The sequence below is a fragment of the Desulfobacterales bacterium genome (genome assembly GCA_021647905.1).
GTDB lineage: Bacteria > Desulfobacterota > Desulfobulbia > Desulfobulbales > BM004 > JAKITW01.
Genome location: JAKITW010000056.1, coordinates 1 through 19950, shown reverse-complemented (window position 1 = coordinate 19950; position 19950 = coordinate 1). Strand labels below are relative to the sequence as shown.

General features: G+C 58.0%; 16 protein-coding genes. 3 read left to right on the top strand and 13 right to left on the bottom strand.

The genetic code is table 11. The features are described 5' to 3' along the window. Nucleotides 1-240 precede the first annotated feature (240 nt). From L3J03_09075 to glk, 11 genes are all read right to left on the bottom strand, one after another. Complete coding sequence (locus L3J03_09075; protein ID MCF6291126.1) at nucleotides 241-1782, bottom strand: tetratricopeptide repeat protein; 1542 nt, start codon at nucleotides 1780-1782, stop codon at nucleotides 241-243. After that, nucleotides 1766-3010 (bottom strand): CpsD/CapB family tyrosine-protein kinase, encoded by a 1245-nt coding sequence (locus tag L3J03_09070; GenBank protein MCF6291125.1) that lies wholly within the window; start codon nucleotides 3008-3010, stop codon nucleotides 1766-1768. The genes L3J03_09075 and L3J03_09070 overlap by 17 nt, the downstream gene beginning before the upstream one ends. A gap of 34 nt (nucleotides 3011-3044) precedes the next feature. After that, entirely contained in the window at nucleotides 3045-4586 is a 1542-nt protein-coding gene (locus tag L3J03_09065) for a GumC family protein (GenBank protein ID MCF6291124.1), read from the bottom strand. A 73-nt stretch (nucleotides 4587-4659) separates the two neighbouring features. Further along, nucleotides 4660-5592 carry a polysaccharide biosynthesis/export family protein gene (locus L3J03_09060; protein MCF6291123.1) on the bottom strand — a complete coding sequence of 311 codons (933 nt, stop codon included), beginning with the start codon at nucleotides 5590-5592 and terminating at the stop codon, nucleotides 4660-4662. A gap of 193 nt (nucleotides 5593-5785) precedes the next feature. Further along, nucleotides 5786-7021 (bottom strand): outer membrane beta-barrel protein, encoded by a 1236-nt coding sequence (locus L3J03_09055; protein MCF6291122.1) that lies wholly within the window; start codon nucleotides 7019-7021, stop codon nucleotides 5786-5788. 82 nt (nucleotides 7022-7103) lie between these two features. Then, the gene (locus L3J03_09050; protein ID MCF6291121.1) at nucleotides 7104-7745 is read right to left on the bottom strand and encodes a hypothetical protein; all 642 of its coding nucleotides are present in this window, start codon (nucleotides 7743-7745) and stop codon (nucleotides 7104-7106) included. Nucleotides 7746-7884: 139 nt separating this feature from the next. Continuing rightward, complete coding sequence (locus L3J03_09045; protein MCF6291120.1) at nucleotides 7885-8724, bottom strand: hypothetical protein; 840 nt, start codon at nucleotides 8722-8724, stop codon at nucleotides 7885-7887. Between the two features lie 393 nt (nucleotides 8725-9117). After that, nucleotides 9118-9273: a hypothetical protein gene (locus L3J03_09040; GenBank protein MCF6291119.1), complete on the bottom strand. Its 156-nt coding sequence runs from the start codon at nucleotides 9271-9273 to the stop codon at nucleotides 9118-9120. A 312-nt stretch (nucleotides 9274-9585) separates the two neighbouring features. Further along, complete coding sequence (locus L3J03_09035) at nucleotides 9586-10143, bottom strand: hypothetical protein (GenBank protein ID MCF6291118.1); 558 nt, start codon at nucleotides 10141-10143, stop codon at nucleotides 9586-9588. 625 nt (nucleotides 10144-10768) lie between these two features. Next, nucleotides 10769-11467, bottom strand: a complete 699-nt coding sequence (locus L3J03_09030) for a TVP38/TMEM64 family protein (GenBank protein ID MCF6291117.1) — start codon at nucleotides 11465-11467, stop codon at nucleotides 10769-10771. Beyond that, nucleotides 11457-12473: a glucokinase gene (gene glk, locus L3J03_09025; protein MCF6291116.1), complete on the bottom strand. Its 1017-nt coding sequence runs from the start codon at nucleotides 12471-12473 to the stop codon at nucleotides 11457-11459. The genes L3J03_09030 and glk overlap by 11 nt, the downstream gene beginning before the upstream one ends. Before the next feature lie 208 nt (nucleotides 12474-12681). On the opposite strand from glk, the gene L3J03_09020 reads away from it, so the two are divergent. Next, nucleotides 12682-15267 (top strand): GAF domain-containing protein, encoded by a 2586-nt coding sequence (locus L3J03_09020; GenBank protein MCF6291115.1) that lies wholly within the window; start codon nucleotides 12682-12684, stop codon nucleotides 15265-15267. Nucleotides 15268-15270: 3 nt separating this feature from the next. Here L3J03_09020 and L3J03_09015 read toward each other — a convergent pair whose 3' ends face one another. After that, nucleotides 15271-16467 carry a DEAD/DEAH box helicase gene (locus L3J03_09015; GenBank protein MCF6291114.1) on the bottom strand — a complete coding sequence of 399 codons (1197 nt, stop codon included), beginning with the start codon at nucleotides 16465-16467 and terminating at the stop codon, nucleotides 15271-15273. 222 nt (nucleotides 16468-16689) lie between these two features. Beyond that, a complete protein-coding gene (gene metF, locus L3J03_09010; protein MCF6291113.1) occupies nucleotides 16690-17604 on the bottom strand; it encodes a methylenetetrahydrofolate reductase [NAD(P)H] in 915 nt (304 codons plus the stop codon). Nucleotides 17605-17930: 326 nt separating this feature from the next. On the opposite strand from metF, the gene L3J03_09005 reads away from it, so the two are divergent. Next, on the top strand, nucleotides 17931-18299 hold the full coding sequence (locus L3J03_09005; GenBank protein ID MCF6291112.1) for an HPF/RaiA family ribosome-associated protein: 369 nt from the start codon (nucleotides 17931-17933) through the stop codon (nucleotides 18297-18299). Nucleotides 18300-18638: 339 nt separating this feature from the next. Continuing rightward, nucleotides 18639-19730, top strand: coding sequence for a quinolinate synthase NadA (gene nadA, locus L3J03_09000; GenBank protein ID MCF6291111.1), 1092 nt, complete (start codon nucleotides 18639-18641; stop codon nucleotides 19728-19730). The last annotated feature ends 220 nt before the right edge of the window (nucleotides 19731-19950 follow it).

Genomic DNA, 19950 nt, shown 5'->3' with positions numbered 1-19950 from the left:
CCGAAGTTGTTTCAAATTCCGCTTTTGCCGTCACGGCTGCGGCTCAGGGTCCGCTACACCGTTCGCTATAAGAAAACCCCTTTCCCGGTCCAACCTCAAACGTACGGGGTTTACCGAAACCTTACGTCTCGCTTTACCGCCTGCCAGCCTTAATTCTTGGTTCTTTATATGAAAATCGTGCCGGACGAAGCTCGCTGTCCGGGGAGATTTTCATAGTTGGTTGTGGCTGCGGCCCCAAAATCATGGTCCAGCCATGCTGGTTAATTCTTTCTTATACTTCTCGTTATCCGGGTCACGGGCCAGGGCCGAGGTGTAGGCGACCATGGCCAGCTTTTCCCGGCCCAATTTCCTGTAGGCCCGGCCGATCAGTTCGTAATAGCCGGGATTGCCGGGCTGGAGCCGGTTGGCCTCCTGCCAGTCCTCCAGGGCGCCCTGGTAATTTCCCTGTCTCCAGCGCATCCAGCCGCGGCGGCTGTAATGCCAGGCCGCGGGCCGGTCCCGCAGACTGATGACCCGGTCCATCTCCTTTTCCGCGGCCGTATACTTATGCTGCCGGCTCAGGGCCCGGGAAAAGAGCATCCGGTATTCGCTGTTGTCCGGGTCCCGGACCACCGCCTTCTGGGCCGCCAGTTCCATCACATCCCAGTCCCTGGTCCGCTCGCCGATCTTGGCCAGCCAGTAATGGGCGGCGGCCAGGCGCTGGTTCTTCTCCAGAATCAGGGCGAGAACCGTGCCTGCCTCGGCATATTCACCGGCATCGATCAGGGTACGGGCCATCAGCAGCTCCAGCCGGTGGGACAGCGTAAAGGATCGCCGGACCTGGTGATAAAAGGAGAGCTGTTGCCCGGGCCCGGCGGTCTTCCGGATGGTGGAATAAAGGCCTTCCAGATCCTTTTCCCGGGTCTGACTCAGGCCGAGCCCGGTGATGATCCGGCTAAAGGCCTGCTGGTACTCGCCGCTACGCAGCAGGAGCCGGGCCAATTGGTAGTACTCACGGGAACCGTTGCGAAACTCCTCGATTAAGAGGCCTTTTTCGTATAGGACCGCGGCCTCATGCCACCGCCCCTGCCGGGCCAGGATCCCGGCCCGGGCCTGGAGGGCCTGGCGGGGGGCGATCCGGAGGGCAATGGCCTGGTCCAGCCCCTGGCCATAGGCATCAGCCATGTCTTCGGACCAGTAATACTCCCGTTGCAGTTGGGAATATCCGGCCGGATCGATGCGGCCCAGGGTGCGGACCGTGGTCAGCAGTTCCCCGGTTAATCCCTGGTGGGCCAGTTCCCTGGCCATGGCCGTGTGATAGAGGGGATTGCTGGGCCAGAGGCGGATGGCCTCCCGGTAGGCGGCCAGGGCGGTGGCCCGGCCCTGCTCTCCCGTGAGTTCCGCGGCCCGGGCCAGGCCGTAGGCTGCTTCCGGCTCCAGGGGATTAATTGTCCGGGCCCTTTGAAAGTGGTCAAGGGCCCGGGCCGCGATCAGGTATCGCAGGGACCCGGCCAGCCCTTGGACCGTCTGCAGGTAGACCAGGCCCAGGCCCTGCTCGATGTCACTGGCTCCGGGTTGGTATCGGGCCGCCTTTTCAAGTGCAATTGCGGCCCGGTTGAATCGGCCCTGGCCGGCCAGACCCATGCCCAGTTGATAAAAGATCCGGCCGGCGGTAAAACCGGCCAGGGGCAGGGCCAGGGCCATGAACAGGACAAACAGCAGTCCAACCGCCAGGCCCCGTATCAGGGGGGTGGGCGCTTTTACGGGCCGGACAGGATGATATAGGTCAGCTCTTGTCGCCATAGTACCTTGCGTAATACTTATGATAGTACTTGTAGTATCCTTCCCGCTTGGTATCCACCTGGTTGAGGACCACGCCGAGCAGGTTGGCCTTGGCGATTCTGAGCTGGTCAACGGCCCGGGCCACCAGCTCACGGTTCAAAAAGCCGGGCTTGACCACCAGCAGTACCCCGTCCATCCTGGGGGCCAGGACCAGGGCGTCGCTGGCAGGTAAGAGCGGCGGGCTGTCCACCACCAGGACATCGAACATTTTTTTCAAGCGGTCAAAGAGAAAATCCATCCGGGCCGAGCCCAGGATCTCGGTGGGATTGGGCGGGATCGGCCCGGTTGGCAGCAGGTAATAGCTGTCATCGACCCGACGGACCTCCTGGCGGATAAAGCCGTCGATCAGGGGCATCTCCTCCCGGCCGGCAACGGACCGGCCAAGGAGTTCCTTGAGGTCGACCAGGCCCGCGGTACCGGAATCGACCTCACCCAGAGGCATGTCAGTGAAGGTGTAAAGGGCGGCCTTCATCGCAACGACCTTGTTGAGCACCTCCATCACATGGATGGTGAGGATGCCCTTTAACTCCGCCTCGTTCATCAGCCCCATGCTGGCGATGACAAAGCCCAGCCGGCTGCCGGTATCCTGCTGCCGCCTGACTGCCAGCTCGACCCGGTCCGGGGCCAGGTATTCGTTTTCCTTCAGCACTGCGGCGAGTTTTTTCTCCGCCGGCCGGGTCAGCCAGTTGAGATCGACCAGCAGGCCGTCCTGAAAAAACAATTCCACCTGATCGGAGTGGTCCTGGACCAGCAACCGGCCGGTCCTTTTCTGGAACCTGAGCAGGTGGAGCACGTCGAAGAGGGAGGAGGAAAGAGGGTCCAGTTCGCTTATCCGCTTGCTGAAGACCTTGGCCAGCAGGCCGGTGAGGCCGATGCTCTCGGGGGTGTCATCGCCGGGGGTGTCGTAGATGGTGGAAAGGGTGGGCCGCCGCAGGTCAGCGTCAATGGCCAGGATCGAACGGCCGGCCTGGGAGATGGTATAGGCCAGATTGGCGGCAGTGGTGGTCTTGCCCTCGCCCACCCCGGCGCTGGTGACCAGCAGGGTCCTGAAATTTTCTTCCACCAGGGAGAACTGAATATTGGTCCGCAGGGTCCGGTAGGACTCGGCATAGCGGGTCTTATTGGTGGTCTCGTTTAACAACGGCAGCCCGGGCCGGCCGTGGTGCTTGTTTTTTCGAAACAGATTCATAGGGGTTTTCCTTGGTTACCGGACGCCGGCGGGATTAACCCTTTTCCTTGGAACCGGATGATGTCCCGCCCTTGCGGGAATAATAGCCATAACCCTTGCCCGCCTGGCTTGCCACCGGCACCACGGTCAGCACCGGCAGTCCCAGGTACTGCTGGACATCCTCCTCGGTATGAAGGGTCTGATCCAGGTACTCCATGAAGAAGGCCAGGCCGATGCCGCCGAACAGGCCGAGCACAACGGCGAGCAGGATGTTGCGCCTCTTCTTCGGCCTGACCGGCTGGATCGCCACCTGGGCCGTTTCCACCACCCTGATGGTCTCGTCGCCCAGGGACTCGGTGACATCCGATTCGCTCAGTTTGTCCAGCAGGGTATCGTAGAGTTTCCGGCTGGTGTCGACATTGCGCTGCAAGGCCGTGTACCGCACCTCCTTCCGGCTCAGGGCCAGGGCCTCCTGCTCCAGTTCGTCAATGTTGTTTCTCAGATTCTTTTCCTTGGCCAGCAGCAGGGTCCGGCGGTTCTTCATATTGGCCAGTTCCTTGTCCAGCTGATTCAGGATCTCGGTACGGGTATCACTGATCCGGCCGAGGATCTGCACCACCTTGGGATGTTTGTCGCGATAGACCTTGCGCAGCTTGGAAAGCCCTATTTCCGATTCAATCAACTGCTGGTTGAGCCGGTCGATCATCGGATTGTTAATCATGGAACGGATCCGGACCACGTCCAGCCTGTTGCCGGTTGAAAGCGATTGCAGTTCGCCCAGTTGCACTGATAGCTCCTGGAGTTCGTTGCGGTTCCTGACCGCCAGTTCACTGAACTCGCTGATCCGCTGGGAGATCACCTCCTGCTTGCCGGAAATGGAGAAGAGCCGCTCGCGCTGCTTGAACTTGAGAAAGTCCTGTTCCGCGTCCTCGAGCTTTTTCTTGAGTTCATAGGACTGATCGCGCATGGTCTGAAAGGAGTTGCGGGAGGCCAGCATCCGGTTGGTGATGTCGAACCGGATATAGGCCCGGCCCAGGGTGTTGGCAATGTCGCGGGCCAGCACCGGGTCGGTATCCTCCACCGCGATCTGGAGCAGGCGGGTGTCCCTGACCTCCTTGATCTCGATCCGCCCGCGCAGGTCTTCGATGATCTGTTCGCGGATCTCCTCCGGGGTCAGCTCGTTCTTTTCCCGGCCCAGGAGGAGGCGGACATTCTCCTTGACATTGGCGAGTAATGCCTGAAAGGGGGAGGGTGAGAGTTTGTCGGAGTTTTCCGGCCGGTCGAGCCGCAGTTCGTCGATCACCCGCTCCAGCACCGGCCGGGAGGTGATCAGCTTGAAATGGGTGTTAAAGGTCAGGTTCTGGGAGTAATAGCTCTGATAGTCGACCCGTTCCCCGGTCAACGGCGAGGTGATCTGGGGACTCTCGATAACCAGGGTGGTGGACGACTGGAAGACCGGGTCCATCCGCAGGGTGAAAAAGAGCGTGACCGCCACGGTCAGGACCAGGCAGGCAAGGATGAGAAACCGGTGCTTGAGCAGGACCAGGTAGTAGTCGCTCAGGTGGATTTCCTGTTCGGTAATTTTTTCGTCAGTCATTTTTTTGTGCTAATGCTTGTTTGAGCTGGGAAGCAGGCTATGTTCCCCGGTGTTACACCGTGAAACGTCCCCCTTACAGCCAGGTCTCCGGTACGTGGATCAGATCCCCGGCCATGAGTTCAATGTCCCGGGCCTTTCCTTTTTTAACTTCATCAAGGTTGATTTCAATGACCTGCCGGCCGTTGTCGCCCTTGCGGATAATCCTGGTCCGGTTGGGCGCGGCATACTTGTTGAACCCGCCGGCCTTGATGCAGGCTCCCAGAGCGGTGATACCCGGCTGGAAGGCATAGACCCCGGGCTTTACCACCTCGCCTTCCACGTAGATGGAATTGCTGGCCTGGTCCACCTCTGTTTCCAGGGGGATATGGATCACATCCCCGGTCCGCAGCCGCAGGTTGTTGGTCATGTCCCCCTTGTAGAGCAGGGGTTGCAGCTCCAGAACAATGGGCCGGCTCTTTTCCTTGTCATGCAGGTCACGCATGATATAGGCGGTCTGACCGTGATGCGCCACCAGGCCGCCGGCCTTGGCGATCAATTCCAGGATGGTCGGTGACCGGGTCAGTTCGTAGAGCCCCGGCCTGGCCACCGAGCCGGAGATGTAATAGGACAGACTGTGGTACTCCTTGATTGCCACCGTAATCTGAGGATCAACGAAAAAATCGCGGTTAAACGTCTCATGGAGGGACTTTTCCAACTCGCCCACCGTCATTCCGCCGGCATCAATTGTTCCCAGCATGGGTACGGTAATCCGGCCGGAGGCGGAAACAGTGAGGTCGGCACTCACCTGTTCCTCGCCTCCGGCATAAACCGACACCCTGATCACATCCCGGGGTCCGAAACGATAGTCCTGATCCTGGGCGGAAACAGTACCAGGACCGGAGAGAACAGAAAAAAGAAACAGGAGGATGAATCCCGGCAACAAGGAATGATTCCTCCCTGCTGCCGCTTGATAACAGAGGAAAGAAGACCCGAAGATACGGCTCAGGAACCGTGATGCGCTTTTCATGGGTACAAAAGCCTCGATAACACTATGCCTTTATTTGAAAAACAAAGCTCACCGCCCGGGCCTGATTGACGGCCCGGTGGTTTCCGTAAATCTGTAGCCCCTGGTGAACGGTTACCTTTCGTTGGTGCGATATGGACGGGAAAACGAATGCTTCCCGCACGAAAGACCAACCAAAGAACAACCCCTTGGTTAGTCAGGCCCCCCCGGAACGTCCTGAACCGACGGGATAAACAAAGCGGAACATCAGCAAACCGTAGTTGTTGATATAGCCAGCACCGGCCAGGTTCGAATCACGACTTTCATGGCCCGCCACAACGGCAACGGCAAGCCATCTGGTCAGTTTGTAGCCGACCGCGCCTTCCACGGCAAAGGTGTCGTCAACACGGGTTGAAAGTTCGTAGTCACTGCGCTGAAACGATCCGGCAAAACCCACGGTGAACTCATCCGAAACAGCGTGGTCGGCCCGCAGGGAGAGCTTTGTCGCCTGGTAGTAGCTGTTGCCCGGACCGAGATCGTTTTCCTTGCCGTCCAGCCGGAGTTCGACCATGGTCCTTTCCGGACTCCTCCAGTCCACGGCAACATTCCAGGAAAAGGAATCGCGGGCCGCCAGATTGCTGGCGTCAAAGCTCCTGTTCTGCCGGCCGGCGCCGAGATCGATGGTAAATGATTTGCCGGTATGAGTGTAGACCGCCTTTAACTGACTGGACCGGTAGTCGCTGGTGGTAAGACCGTAATCCCGGCGCCAGTATTGATAGTTGAGGCCAACGGCATTGATTTTATCCAACTCATATTTCCATTCAAAGGTCCCACGGTTTTCAACCGAGTCTTCCTTGGCAACATTATCATAGTCAAGCAGAACATTGGTGTATCCCAGGCGAAAGGATGAGAGCCCGTATCGATAGAGCACCTCGGGTGCAAAACTGTTCAGATTGAACTCTTCCTTGGAAACGGAGTTGTTGACCAGATCCAGGGAGGCCGGGTCCCTGGATTTGAAAAAGGTGTCCCTCAACCTTGCTGTCAGATTTTCCGACTTTGTCCGTGTTTCCGCGGCCAGATCAAAGGTATGGCCGATAAAGTCGAGATTCTGGTCCAGGCCGGAATAGGTATACGAGTCAAGCGTATAGTGAAGGGACAGGCTGCTCTTCTCGGTCTCTGCCTGTAGATCAAGGCCGGGCTGGACCAGGAGGATCATGGCCGCCTGCTCGCCGGTGTCGCTCTTATAATAGTTGCTGTCCCAGCGGGGGTTCACCACCAGCAGCGGGGAAATGATGATCTTCGCTGTCCCGGCCCGGGCCGGGGCCGGCGGCCAGCCCGGTTGCAGAACGGCGGTCATCAGCAAGGAAATGATTACCGGATAAAAATATTTCCTCCGGGAGGATGCCGACGCGGCAAGGCGTGGCTCATGCGTCGGGGCGGCTATACTGTTCACAAGGTACTCCTCTTTTCCTGGTGGTCAGGCGAAAGGCGGACATGTCCTGACAACGCCCCCTCCCCTGTTTCAACTTCCCGGTTCATATCGGGCTGGCAACATGGGTCCCCATCAACAACATTGGAAGCAATCCGAACCCACCACCCGGACCCGGGCCGGGGCCACCGCCGGGGCCGGGACCACCGCCGGGACCGGGGCCACCGGCCGCGGTCTCACCCCCGATCGTCTCCACCGCCTGGGTCACGGCCACTGTCATCCGCTCCTGGAGACCAGGGGCGAGTTGGGCAAGAACCTCCTCCGTAATCGGCGGCGCGGGCGGATTAAGGGCGGCCAGGTCGCCGGCAGCGCTGAAAAGGGTCCGGGCGCCGTCCAGGTCGCCGGCGGCAATCCGGCTGTTCATATCCCGCAACCCGTTGGCAATGGCATCACAGTTGGCCAGGGCCGCGTGATCAAACAATTCTCCTCCCAGGGCCCGGTCATGCAGATCATTGACCTGGGCAAAGTTTGCCATGGCCAGTTCAAGACCCTGCAGGGCCAGGCCGACCGCCTCCCTGTTGCCGGCCGCGGTGGCCGTCTCCAACTGGGCAATGGCCTGCTCCACGGCCTGTTCGGCATTGACCTGAATGGCCTCGATCTCTGCCATCTCCATGCCCTGGGCAGGGTGAGAACCGGCAAACAGGGCCAGTAACGGCATTAAAAAAAACACGCAGATCAATCTGTTCATGACGGGCTCCTTTTCTGGAATTTGCGGCAGATTGTTCCTTAATTTATATGAAAGTCGTGCCGGACGAAGCTCGCTGTCCAGGGAGATTTTCATAGTTGGTTGTGGCTGCGGCCCCAAAATCATGGTCCAGCCATGCTGGTTAGTGTCTTGGTTGGTGTCTTCCTGGTTCGAAAAAGGAAAACACCTCTGAAAACAACGCATTTTTATGTAATGACAGGGTACGGGGTTGTGGGTATGGCATCCTGGCAAGGGGCGCCGGACGGACGACCCGGTTGGCCAACATTGCCGCCGGGGTCTCCCGCACCATCTTCATTGCTTCGGCTTTGCTTCCCAGCAGCCCCGCAGCCCGCTTGACCGCCTTTTTAAGGGCCGGTTTTCTGTCAGTGGCAGAGTGGGCATCACTGGCAATTACCTGGGCAAGCCGTTTACCCACGATCCTGTCGGCCGCGGCCTGGATTGTCCCGCCACCATCCCCGGTCAGACTCTGGGCGGTCACCTGGCACAGGCACCCAAGGCCAACCAACTCGGCAAGCGTACTGGTGTTTTTCATCAACAGACCGTGTCGTTCCGGGTGGGCCAGGACCGGGACATAGCCGTTTACCTGGAGGGTGAAAAGCTCCTGCTTCAGCGAGGAAAGCAAAAGGGTCGGCGGCAGTTCAATCAGAATATATCGGCTGTTGTTCAAGGTGGCGGCCTGACCAAGGTTGATCATATCGGTAAGGTGCGGAAGCAAGTAATTCTCTGCCCCGGAATAAATCCTGAGGGGTATTCCCGCTTCAGCGATACGCTCGTTTAAATACTGAACCAGGCGGGTTGTCTTTTCCAGGTTATTTAAATAAACGCCGTTTCCGGCATGCGGCGTTGCCACGATCTCTTCAATCCCATTGTCAACCGCCTGTTCCGCCATTTCCAACGACTCATCAATAGACATGGCGCCATCATCAATCTCGGGCAGGATATGGCAGTGAATATCAATCATGATGATGATGATTACTATTTTATTAATCAGACAACCTGTTAACTTGATGCGGTAGTCTATAAGATAATTAAAAAAGATACAACCCTAGTAAAATACTAAATTACTACTAGTTAAAAACTAGTAGTAATCTTCACACAACAGCATGAAAATTACTGTTATTCTGCAATGCATATTTTTGACTAACTGATAGGGATATCCTAGTAAACTACTAGCATATTATGGCAGAATACTAGGTCATGCCTGGTATTTTACTATGAGTGGGGGGGGGATCTGGTGGTTTTTCTGGGCAGAAAAACCTGCTCCATCAACCTGTTCGCCGATCGCAAAAAGTCATCTTTACCCGCGATCGTCAAACAGGTTGGGTCGAGCGGGTTGTTGCGAGTTCATCAACTGTCACCGGCCTGCTTGCACGTAAACATTCAGTAACCCCCTCCTGTCGGGAAAGGGGTCTTCTTCTACCAACGGCCGCTCCATTGAAAAGGGCCGGCTGTTCATAAACAGGCTATCAAGCAGGAACTCGCTTCGCCGCAACGGCGATTCGGAAGCCATAAGCATATCCTGCCGAAGTTTTTTCAAATTCCGCTTTTGCCGTCACGGCTGCGGCTCAGGGTCCGCTACACCGTTCGCTATAAGAAAACCCCTTTCCCGGTCCAACCTCAACCGTACGGGGTTTATCGAAATCTTACGCTTGCACGAATCCGTGGCACTGGTAAATGCTTACAATTTGTCGCCCTCGGGGGATACTCAGCCCGTACGAGTTCACCCCTACCCCCTGGCCCTTCTGCCGGCACCCCATAAAAAAACCGGGGCCGGCAACAAGGCCGGCCCCGGTTTTCCAGTCCCTTCTGAAAAATAAAGAAATCAGGCCGCGCCGAAGCTGTCGCCGAAGAGCTGCTCAATGGCCTGCCTGCCCTCGCCGGTAAGGTGCCGGGTACCGGAACCGACAAAGGTCGAATGGGTGATCCGGGGCCCATCCTCTTTCCGCCAGCCGCCGTTCTCCCAGACATACCAGGCCGCCTGCTTCTGGTCAAAAACGGAAAGCGGCCGGTTGAAGAGCTTGGCCAGTTCCACGGCCCAACCGGTGCCGCCCTTGACCGTGTTGTCCTCGAGAATCGTGCCCACCACGAACACCTGGTGGCCGCTGTTGACCATATGAAAAATGGTCTGCAGCACCTTGCGGATCTTGTTGGTTTCGTAGTAGGTCCGGCCCATCATCTTGGAGACCAGTTCCATGCTGATATCGCCGCGCTGCAGTTCCTCCCCGGACAGGAGTACCACGTTCCTGTCACGTTCGATCTTATGGTCGACAAAAGAGTAGGTGACCTCCTTGATCCCCCACTTCTCCGCCGCCCGGCCGAATGCGCTCTCCGCGCCTTTCAGGCCCCCGCTGTAGAGCGTGTACTCTTCCCTGTTCAACATACCGGTCCCTCTTGGTTAAAGTTCATCCCGGCAAGATGGTTTCCGGGTTATCCTTGATCTTCATCTGCTTGCCTGGTTATCTTTACGATATTTGCTCCCGCTCCCGGGAAACAGCGATATACACCAAGTTCCTGTCCGGTGCAAGGCGTACTTTTCACTTTTTTCCACCAGCTGTTATCAGCCGGGCAGGAATCGGCCAGCGGGCGGCTCTCACCTCAGCGCTTACCCTTGATATATATCCCGTGACGAGTTACCCGCAACTTAACAACCACCGTCTGAAGACGTTGGGTTAACTTAACGACTGAAAATCGGGATACGGGTCACAGACCCGTTTTTGACGTGCTCGTGCTCGTGAACGTACTCGTACACGAACATAAGTGCCTTTGGCGAACGACAAGTCCATTTATCGGACTCTCCTTGATAATCCATCCTGCTTGCTCGCAACATATTTATTCTTTTCTTGTCTCGATCACGTTTACGTTTACGTTCACGAGCACGTTCACGAGCACGTTCACGAGCACGAAGTAAAAAACTCTTCCCTTCAAACCGGTTTCCATTGGAAGGGATAAATCTACCCGCCTGAAGGCGGGGGCTTTAACCTTAACTGGGACAAGTGAGTCCTGGTTTACTTTTCCAACTGCCGGCGGGTGGTGTACAGGGCCAGCAGCTTCTTGACCGTAACCGGAAAAAGCCCGAGGATCACAAAGGAGATGATCAGCCTTGGCGAAAGAATGCCGGACAGGGAGTCGATCCGGCCCAGTTCCCTGCCCGCGTTGACAAAGACCAGGGTGGCCGGCAGCATCCCCAGCTGGGACACCCAGTAATAGGTGAAAAGCGGCATCCGGGTAATCCCCATGGCCATGTTGATCACAAAGAAGGGAAAGATCGGCACCAGCCGCAGGGTGAAGAGATAGAAGCCGCCCTCCTTGTCGATCCCGGCATTAACAGGACCCAGTTTGTCACCGAATTTCTCCTGTACCCACTCACGCAGAAGAAAACGGGACACCAGACAGGCAAGCGTCGCGCCGATGGTGCTGGCAAAGGAGACCGCCAGCGTACCGACCCGGAGACCGAACAGGGCGCCGCCGGCCAGGGTCATGATTGCCGCCCCGGGCAGGGACAGCCCGGTGACCACGATATAGATCACCATATATCCGGCAACCACCGGAACCCGGTGGGATGCGTAGAGATCGGCGAATCGCTGCTGGGACTCCTTGAGAAAAGAGAGGGTGAGATACTGGCCCAGGTCAAAGATATGGAAAACCGCCACCAGCACACCAATGGCCAGTACCAGCGCGATCTTCGGGCCGAGATTATTCCGCACCCGCCCGCTCCGCGTCCATTCCATAATAGGCCGCGCCCAGCAGGGCGGCCCGGGGATTGGTGATGATCTGCAACGGCACCCGGCCGAGCAGGGCGGTCATCTTTCCCTTGCTCCGAAAGGTTTCGAGAAAGCGGGGTGTTTGCAGCAAGGGCAGAATCCGGGGCAGGATGCCGCCAGCCAGAAAGACCCCGCCGGTTGCCAGCACCTTGAGACAGAGATTGCCGGCCTCGGCCGCCAGGATGGTTGCAAAAAGCTCCAGGGTGGCAGTGCAGATCGGGCACTCTTTTTCCAGATCAAGGGCACTGGCAACGATCACCGGGGCCGGATCAGCGGCCGCCTCAAGCGCGGCGGTCAGCCAGTCCGGCTCGGGATAGATACCGCTCGTCTTGAAGAACCCGTATATATTGGCCAGACCGCGGCCGGAACAGAGATGCTCGAAACTGACATGCTCGAACCGGGTCTGGAGATGGCGCAAGAGTTCCACCTCCACCACCGAGATGGGCGAGAAATCCGCATGACCGCCCTCGGAACCGTGCACCTGCCACCCGGCGTGGGTGCGGGTAAGGAAGGCCTCGCCCAGGCCGGTGCCCGGGGCGATCACCGCCATGGCCCCCCGGGGGTCACCCTGGCCGCGGCTCAAGGGCATCAGGTCGCTGGGTACCAGAAAAGGTATTGCCTGGGCAGTGGCCGCCAGATCGTTGATCAACCGGACCCTTGGAATCCGCAACGTGGCTGCAAGCCGGCGGGCATCGATCCGCCACGGCAGATTGGTGATATCGGCCCGCTCCCCCGCCACCGGCCCGGCCACCCCGAAACAGGCGTGGCCCACTGACAGTCCGACCTGGGCAAGAAAGGGGGCGGCCACGCTTTCAAGGTCCGGATATTCAGTGCTGACAAAGGTCTCGGTCACCACCGGCTCCCGGGGTCCTATTGTTGTCGAGACCACGGCCAGGGCCGTCTTGGTGCCGCCGATATCACCGGTAAGAAACAGGTCTGCTTCCCTCATTTGAACATCTAAACTGGAATCATGGTGAAAGTCAAACAGTTGAGAATCCGGGAAAAGGGCTGGTGCGCCAACAGCGGCAGGGGCCACATCTTCTGGCATTATCAGAATAATCAGGCTATGTTGCTTCCAAAATGCAAACGCGGCAGGCCCGACTCCGGGGATTTGACCGCCTTTCCATCCCCATTACAGCTTAAGCGAGTACACCCCGATGACCCCGATAAAATGGCTGCCTGAAATCTCCCTGGAAAAGACGAGCCTCTATTATCGGCTTAACGTCCTGTTCTGGCTCATTTTTCTCTACCCGGTACTGGTCTTTGTCTACTATGCCTGGCGCTATGATTTTCTCACTGACCCGCTGCTGGTCCCTTTTGTACTCCTGGTCCTGTTCTTCGCCCTGATCGGCTTCACCGCCCTGCGCAAGCTCTTTGACCGGATCATCAATATTTCCACCGAACTCTCCGCCCGGATCGGCAAAATCGAGGCCGATGCCGACGAACCCCTCTTCGATCTTCCGGATGAAGAGGAAGACAGCGAGCTGCAACGGATCATCTCCTCGGTCAACTCCATTGAAGCACGACTGGTGAACATCACCGGAAGACTGGAGGAAAAATCCTCAGAGGTATCCATCCTCAAGGAGCTTGCCGACCTCTGCTACGTTACCCTGGACCCCGCCGAGATCCTCTACGTCACCCTGGAACGGGCCCTGCTGCTTACCAACTCCGACATCGGCTCGGTGATGATCATCGACAAGACCGAGCCCAAATCCTTTGTGGTCAAGGCGAGTATCGGGCTGGGCGAACGGGTCAAAATCGGCGATCGCCTTGATTTTGACAAGAGCATTGCCAAATATGCGGTGATCAACAAATCGCCCCTGGTCATCGAGGACATTGAGAAAGACACCCGCTTCGGCAGAAGCAACCGGCCCGGCTATGCCACCAAGTCGTTCATCTGCCTGCCGATCAAGACCATCAACGATATCATCGGCGTACTCACCATCTCCCGCAAGCAGGAGGCCGCCCCCTTCAAAAACGAGGACGTGGAGGCGCTGATCCCGCTGTTGAGCAATGCCGCCTTTACCTATGAGAACATCCGTCTTCTGCAACAACTTGAACAGAACCGCCGCAACCGCGCCTTTGTCGACAAGGTCTTCAAGGTGCTGGGCTCCAGCCTCAGGGGCAGTGAGTTGCTCCACACCATCCTGAACGAACTCCGGCAGATCGTTCCCTTCTCCCTGGCCCTGGTGCTGCTCCGCGCCCAAGACCGGCGGCACGGCTTCACGGTAAGCGACATGCTGGCCACCACCCCCACGGACATTGCCGTCGGCTCCACCCATTCCGCCCAAGGCTCGATCATCGACACGGTGCTGCGCCAGGAATCAATGCTGATCATCGACGACACCAGCCAACTGACCGGCAATGCGGACAAGCAACTCTTCCACGGCAAGGATGGAAAGACATCCGGCCTGATCGTCCCGCTGTCGATCAACGGCAGGGGCCACGGGGTCCTGGTCCTGGCCGCCCCGGAGGCCCAACTCCTGCGCGACAACCGCCTTCTGCTCGAATGGACCGCCAATGTCCTCTCGCTGGCCCTCCGGCACAACCAGCTGACCGCCGCGGTGATCAAGCGGGACCAGGAGATGAAGACCATCCGGCAGATCGGCGACGCCCTGGCCTCATCCACCTTTGACATCAGCAAGGTGCTTCAGTACACCATGGAGATGATCCGGGAGAGTATGGATGTCGAGGCCGGGGTGCTCTTTCTCCTGGAGGACAATGAACTCAAGCTGGCCTCGGGCTTCAACATCGACGTGGAGGCGCTCAAATCCCTCCGCCTCAAACTGGGAGAGGGGATCGCCGGCTCGGTGGCGGCCCGGGGCGAGTCAATGCTGGTCAACGATACCGGAAAATCCAGCCACTTCTCGCCTGAGATCGACAAGGTCGCCAGATTCACCACCACTTCCGCTCTCTGCGTGCCGATCATCTCCCAGGGCCAGGTGGTCGGGGTGATCGAGGTACTCAACAAGACCAGCAACGGTTTTGACGACAACGACAAGGCCCTGCTCCACTCCATCTCCTCCTCGGTGTCCATTGCCGTTGAGAACTCGAGGCTCTACAAGGAAACGGTCTCCCTGGCCGAGCATGAGCGGGGGATCAGGCAGGTGTTCCAGAAATTCGTGCCCCGGGAGGTGGTGGACCAGATCACCCGGGCCGGGGCCGGCCAGGCGATGCTGGACGAATTCAAGACCCTGACCCTGCTCAATATCGACCTGCGGAGCTTCTCGGACCTTACCCGGCAGATCGGTCCCCAGAAGACAGTGTCGCTGTTGAACCACTTCTTCTCGGTAATGGGCACCATTGTCTTCAAGCACCACGGCATTGTTGACAAATACCTGGGCGACGGCTTCCTGGCCATCTTCGGGGCCCCGGCCTCAAGCTCGATGGACGCGGAAAACGCGGTGGTCGCGGCCCTGGAGATGCAGGCGGCGGTGGGGGCGGTCAACGATTATTTCATCAAGGAACTGGGCGCCTCGGTTTCCATCGGCATCAGCATCCATACCGGCGAGGTGGTGGTGGGCAATATCGGTTTTGATATGAAGATGGACTACACGGTGATCGGCGACCCGGTCAATGCGGTGTTCCGCATCCAGGAGATGACCAAGACCTACCGGAACGGAATCCTGGTGGGCGAGGACACCTGCCGCGCGGCCCGTTCGGCCCTTGATCTCCGGGAAACCGGCAAGACCGTCGGCGACCGCAAGGTCCTTGAACTGCTGGGCATGAAGAATGGGAAATAACGATTAACGGCGGCCCTGGTCGCGGCGCGGGCCGGGCCGGCCGGAACCTGGGCCCCGCCGCCGCTGTCCACCGGAGCGAATCCGCTTGAAATCAGGCGCCTGGCCGTCCCATACCGGCTGGATATGTTTTTCCTTAAAGAGTCGCTGCAACATGAACAGATCCCTTGAAGAGACCAGGGAGATGGCCGTCCCGACATTGCCCATCCGGCCGGTGCGACCGGTGCGATGGATATAGTTCTCGGCCGTGTGCGGAAAATCATAATTAATGATATGGCTGACCCGGGAGAAGTCAAGGCCGCGGCCGGCCACGTCGGTGGCGATCATCACCCTGGTCTTGCCCCGCTTGAAACGGTTGAAGATCGAGGTCCGCTTACTCTGATCAAGGCCGCCGTGGATATACTCCAGGGACTCCACCGAATTCTTCAGCTTACGGAAGAGCAACTCGACGTTGCGTTTGGAGTTGCAGAAGATGATTACCTGGCGGGGATTTTCCTCTGCCAGGTACTGTTTCAGGACCGGCAGCCGTTCCTTGTCGGCCAGCAGCCGGAAACGGTGGGTAATCGACTGGGGTGAGACCTCCTCGCGGTTCAACTGGATCCGGACCGGATCACGCAGAAAGGTGTTGGCCAGATCATCCACTTCATCGGGCATGGTCGCGGAAAAGAGCAGGGTCTGGTGCTCGGCCACGATACAGGAGAGGATGAAACGGACATCCTCGACAAACCCCATTTTCAGCATCTCATCGGCCTCGTCCAGGACCACGGTGCGGACCGACTCAAGGGTGAGATCGCTGTTGTAGAGATGGTCGATCAGCCGGCCCGGGGTGGCCACCAGGATCTGGACCCCGTCGGCCAGCTTGGCCTTCTGGATGTTCATTGAAAAACCGCCGTAGATGGCAAAGGGCGAAATTCCGGTACGCCTGCCGATGAGATCAAGCTCGTCCACATACTGCAGGGCAAGCTCGCGGGTCGGCACCAGGATCAGGGCCTGGATGCCGGGCCCGTGCGGATCGACCATCTCGGCCAGGGGGATGCCGCAGGCGCTGGTCTTGCCGGAACCGGTCTCGGCCAGGGCCATGATGTCCCGTCCCGCCCGGATCAGGGCAAAGGTCTGTTCCTGGATCGGGGTCAGGTCGGTATAACCCATCCTGGTCACCGCCCGCATCACTTCCGGTTTAAGTTCAAGTTCGCTGAATTTCATCTATTAACACATCAAGGATTGTCCCAAGACCCACGGCCTTAAAGACAGGAGATTTTCCGGGCCGGCAAACCGGTCCGGAAAAGAAAAAGGGGTGACCATCCGGGACGGCCGGCGCTCTGCCGGACGCTCATATAAACCAGCATGGCTGGACCATATTTCAGGCCGCGGCCACAACCAACAATGAAAATCTCCCCAAACACAGAGCTTCGCCCGGGGCGACGCTCATATAAAAAGTTGTTCAGAGGAGCTGATGCCCAGGGACTCATACAGCCGCAGTGAGGCCCGGGAGCTGTTCAGGGTATAGAAATGAATGCCCCGCACATTGTTGTCAATGAGGTCCCGCACCTGCTCGGTGGCCCAGTGCACCCCCACCTTTTCAACATAGTCGTCGCTTTCAGCCCGGTCCACCGCCTTGAGCAGCCGGGCCGGGAATCGGGCCCCCTCGGCCAGTTCGGCCATCCGGATCATCCCGCGCCTGGTGCTGATCGGCATGATGCCGGCAATGATCGGCACATGGATCCCGGCCAATTCGCACCGCTCGCGGAAATCGTAGAAATCCCGGTTGTCGAAAAAAAGCTGGCTGACGATATAATCGGCCCCGGCATCGACCTTTGCCTTAAGATATTCGATCTCCTTCAACCGGTTCTGGGTCTCGGGATGGCCCTCGGGAAATCCGGCCACCCCAACGCCCATGCGGGGAAACTGTTCCTTGATAAAGGCCACCAGGTCAGCGGCATAGGCAAAGCCGTTTTCCGGCTGGCGCCACTCCTTCTCACCCTTGGGCAGGTCGCCCCTTAAGGCCAGGATATTTTCCACCCCGTTCCTGGCATAGTTCTCCAGAATCGTCCGGATCTCGTCCCGGGTGGAACCAACGCAGGTGAGATGGGAGACCACGGTCAGATCAGTCTCTTTCTGGATCCGCACCACCAGGTTATGGGTCCGGTCGCGGGTGGAGCCGCCGGCGCCGTAGGTCACGCTCACATAGGCCGGAGCCAGTGGAATCAGGTCGGAGATGGTTGCAAAGAGTTTTTCCCAGTCCTCCGCCTGCTTGGGCGGAAAAAACTCGAAGCTCATGGATATCTTATTGGTGTTGAGAATGTCCTTTACCAGCATATGTCCTTCTTCATCCCAGGGCATGGGTTGGCGATCATTTACCTGTTTAATCGGAAACCCGTACTCTATAGTCTTTTTTTCGTGGCTTGCCAAGCAATTAAAGTTCATCGTCACCATATCCTGGAACGGGCCGGTCATCGTGGGACCGGTCCGCAAGCAGCCGGTAGCGGCCGGAGTTTTTCCCGTCACATCAACTGGTTGACAGGATATTACCCTGATGTTTTTTTCTTGTCCCAGCCAGGAGAGAACTAGGTTATCAACCGGTTTTATGGTACAGTAGAAACAGGGCAGTATCCCTTGTGGACGGACCCGTCCAGGCGACATGATAATCTTCGTCAATGGAGGCAACCATGGAACTACAGATTGAAGCCCGTAACATCGAAATGCGCAAGACGTGGCGGGAAAAAATCGAACAGGAAAAAGTAAGACTGCATCGGCACCATCCGGGCCTGGTCCATCACCTGCGGACCACGGTCGAAGGCACCAAACACCACAAAGGAGGAGGTTACGAATTCCTGATCGTGGCGTCGATCCCCAACGACACGGTGGTGGTCAAGAAACGGGGCGGCCAGGTCCGGCCATTGGTAACCGAGGCATTCGACACCCTGGGCCTGCAGTTGAAGGAATTGCAACGCAAGAAAAGACAGACCCTTAAAACGCCAGAGGTTGACCGCTTCGACACCATGGGTCAGGCCGACGACACCAGCCTCGGCGAATAAGGGAGATGATGCGGTGGGAATCTATCTTCAGGGGAACAACAACGCCAACACCGCGAACCGGTTTGAACCCGGAACGCGACAGGATGCTGCCCGCATCTGATACCCGGCCCCGCCGCTCTTAAAAAAGGCCTGCACATCTTTCCCCGGATCAGGCATTGACAATTTGTAAAAAAAATACCGCGGCCCGGATCGATCCGGGCCGCGGTTGATTTTGCCGGTCACGCAAAAATTGCTCAACCGACGTGTATTACGTTACAACATCTTGATGTTACTCAGTGACATTTGAAACATTTCGGCTTGTTACGAGGTTATCAATTTTCAGCAAGGAGTTATACCGCAATGTCCTCTTTAAAACAAATCGATATCAGCCCCAGGTACCTGGATGAACGGCAAGAGGTCCTGGCGGACCGCATCATGGCCAGAAAAAAAGAACTGGGCGACCAACTGCTGATCCTGTGCCACCATTACCAGCAGGAGGCGGTCTTCCGTTTCGCCGATATGACCGGCGATTCGCTGAAACTGGCCAAACACGCCGCGGTTGCCGGGGACCGGTCCTACATCGTCTTCTGCGGGGTTCATTTCATGGCCGAGTCCGCCGATATCCTCACCACCGACGAGCAGAGCGTGATGCTCCCGGACCTGCGGGCCGGCTGTCCCATGGCCGATATGGCCACCAGCGACGAGGTATCCTGGGCCTGGCGGGAACTGGAGGATATCGGCATCAACGACTGTATCCCGGTGACCTATGTCAACTCCTCGGCCAGGATCAAGGCCTTTGTCGGCGCGCACGGCGGCTCGGTCTGCACCTCGTCCAATGCCGAACGGGTACTGACCTGGGCCCTGAAACAAGGCAATAAGATTTTTTTCTTGCCGGACGAACACCTGGGCCGCAACTCCGCCCATGCCCTGGGCATCACCGGGGACGAGGTGGTACTCTGGCAGCGGGGCAAACCCCTGGGCGGCAACAGCGCGGAGGCGTTGCAAAAAGCCCGGGTGCTGCTCTGGGACGGCTACTGCACCGTACACATGCAGTTCAGGGCCGAGCACATTCGCCACTGGCGGGAAACCGATCCAGAGGTGCGGGTCATCGTCCATCCGGAATGCACCAACCAGGTGGTCAACGCTGCGGACTTTTACGGATCCACCGAACAGATCATCAAACGGGTGAGCGAATCCCCGGCCGGCTCCAAATGGGCCATCGGCACCGAGATCAATCTGGTCAACCGGCTGGCGGCCCGACACCCGGACAAATCGATCCATTCCCTGGCACCGTTCCAGTGCCTCTGCTCCACCATGTACCGGATCAAGCCCGGCTATCTGCTCTGGGTCCTGGACAATCTTGTTGCCGGCACAACGGTCAACCGGATCATTGTTGACCACCAGACCGCCGAGTTGGCCAGAATCGCCCTGGACCGGATGTTGAGGATATAGGGATCAGGGGGCAGGGGGCAGGGAAAAATAATGACTAATGAACCGTGGGAGTGGAAGCAAAAAAATACTTCAACATTCGAAATTCGTTATTCCTAAGGTTTCGGTAAACCCCGTACGTTTGAGGTTGGACCGGGAAAGGGGTTTTCTTATAGCGAACGGTGTAGCGGACCCTGAGCCGCAGCCGTGACGGCAAAAGCGGAAATTGAAACAACTTCGGCAG